The sequence below is a fragment of the Protofrankia sp. Cj3 genome (assembly GCF_917627355.1).
In the GTDB taxonomy this organism is placed as follows: Bacteria; Actinomycetota; Actinomycetes; order Frankiales; family Frankiaceae; genus Protofrankia.
The window spans coordinates 2,986-5,475 of sequence record NZ_CAKJTR010000235.1; the positions used below are offsets into that span (position 1 = coordinate 2,986).

Here is a 2,490-nt window from a genome sequence, read left to right on the forward strand (position 1 = left end):
TTCGGGGGGTGCCGGATGACAGACGGATGTATCGTGAGGCGGAGAAGGCCCAGGTAGCGGTGTTCTACCTGGGCCGACGACAACGAGGCGAGGCGCCCTCTGGCGCCGGCAGACCCTGGACGAACTTCCGGCGGCGACCACTTAGGGCCCAGCACGAGGCGGGCGTCGAGTATCGCCTCCACCACTTGATACCGCCGTCGTGTGGAGGTGCCCGGCTGAGCGATAGCCTCGAAGACCCGGAGGGAAGCGTTTTGCAGAATGGGTGGGGGAACCGATGGCTGTGATGCGTTACAAGGACACCGCGTACCCAGTGAACGAGCTGGTCCAGCACGTCAAACGCGGCACCCTCGCCCTGCCGGACATCCAACGGCCGTTCGTCTGGCAGCACACCAAGGTACGGAATCTGCTGGACTCGATGTACCGCGGTTTCCCTGTCGGGAATCTTCTGTTCTGGGAGACAGGGACCGAAGCCGGAGCCCGGCAGATCGGCGAGTCGGGTCGGACCAGTGCTCCTCGCCTGCTGATCGTCGACGGCCAGCAACGGCTGACGTCGTTGTTCGCCGTAATGACCGGGCAGCAGGTGCTCAAGGACGATTTCACGACGACACGCATCCGGATCGCGTTCCGGCCGAGCGACGAGACGTTTGCGGTGACGGATGCGGCGATCGAGAAGGACCCGGAGTACCTCGCCGACGTGAGTGTTCTGTGGAGCCCTGAGGTCAGCAACCGACAGGTGGTCCGGGAGTTCCTGGGCAAGCTGGAACGCAAGCGTGAACTCGACGATGCCGAGCGCGACCGGTTGGACGAGGCGATTGGTCGGTTGATCAATCTGACGAACTACAACTTCCAGGTGGTGGAGTTGTCCGCCGACCTGGACGGTGACGAGGTCGCCGAGATCTTCGTGCGCATCAACAGCGAAGGCGTGACGCTCAACCAGGCCGACTTCATTCTCACTCTGATGTCGGTGTTCTGGGACAAGGGCCGCCGGGACCTGGAGGAGTTCTGTCGCAGTTGCCTGCTTCCGTCGCGGACCGGGGCATCGCCGTTCAACTGGTTCATCGAGCCGAAGCCTGACCAGCTGCTACGCGTCGTCATTGCGGTGGCCCTGCGCCGGGCCACACTCAAGCAGGTCTATACCGTCCTGCGCGGCCGCGAGGCGGAGACCGGCAAGGAATCCCCTGTGCGGCGGGACTCGCAGTTCGCCCAGCTCCAGGCGGCCCAGGAGCACGTTCTCGACCTGACCAACTGGCACGAGTTCCTGGACTGCATCGAGCGTGCCGGCTTCCGCAGCACCAAGATGATCTCCAGTCAGAACGCGCTCATCTTCTCGTACGCGCTGTGGCTGATCGGACGCATCGACTTCGGTGTCCCCATCGACCGTCTCCGCGAGGTGATCGCGCGCTGGTTCTTCATGGCTCACACGACCGGTCGGTATTCGGGTTCGGTGGAAACCCAGGTCGAGCGAGACCTCAGCCGACTGCGCGATCTCTCAGTTGGCGACTCGAACGCTTTTGCGGGCACCCTATCGAAGATCATCGACGATACCTTCACGCAGGACTACTTCACGATCACCCTGCCGAACGAGCTGGCCACGTCGGGGGCGAAGTCCCCAGTACTGCTGGCCTACTTCGCGGCGCTCAACATCCTCGATGCCGACGTACTGCTGTCCACCGGCAAGATCCGGTCCCGGATGGATCCGGCAGTGCTTCGCAAGAAGGGCATCGAACGTCATCACCTGTTCCCACAGAACTACCTGAAGAAGGTCCTCGGCGTCACCGACGCCTCCCGGATCAACCAGGCGGCCAACATGGCCATGGTCGACTGGAATGACAACATCGCTATCCTGGACAAGGCGCCCGACGACTACTGGTCCGGACAGCTTGCCGCGAAAGGCATCGCCCCCGACATCCTCGACCGGCAGGTCGAATGGCATGCACTGCCGACCGCGTGGACCAAGCTCAGCTACGACGAGTTCCTCGCACAACGCAGGGTTCTCATGGCGAAAGTGATCGGGAACGCGTTCGACCTGCTGAGCACGACCAGTTATCGGGCCGACTACCCGCCGAGCCCCCTCCCAGGCGACGCGGAGCGCCGCACGAGCGCGTTCCACGGCATCAAGATCGCCGATCTGTTGGCCGCCGGATTGCTCGCTGCGGGCACGACGCTCACACCGTCGCGGGGCGACGACGTCGTCGCAACAGTCGACGCCGACGGGAACATCGTGGTCGACGACGAGCGCTACGACTCCCCGTCCGGAGCTGCGAAGGCGGCAACCGGCCTTGGTCTCAACGGCTGGGTGTACTGGGTGGCCGACACGGCGCAAGGCGAGTTCACGCTCGCCGAGCTACGGGCAGCATATGCCGGCGACGACCCGTCCTCCGCAAGCTGATAGGCGGCTGCCGATTCGCTCCAAGTGTGTTCGACGACGGAAGGACCGCCGCATACCGTTCCCAACGGGTGACGAAGTACAGGCCTTCGGAAAATTCTTAG

1 protein-coding gene is annotated in these 2,490 nt (G+C 63.7%); it reads left to right on the forward strand.

Annotated elements, in window-relative coordinates:
- The first annotated feature begins 274 nt into the window (after nucleotides 1-274).
- A complete protein-coding gene (locus MJ783_RS21110) occupies nucleotides 275-2,389 on the forward strand; it encodes a DUF262 domain-containing protein (protein ID WP_239313108.1) in 2,115 nt (704 codons plus the stop codon).
- The last annotated feature ends 101 nt before the right edge of the window (nucleotides 2,390-2,490 follow it).

What these genes read in the sequence shown, in the direction of transcription:
- MJ783_RS21110 (WP_239313108.1), top strand. Translation starts at nt 275, where the DNA reads ATGGCTGTGATGCGTTACAAGGACACCGCGTACCCAGTGAACGAGCTG.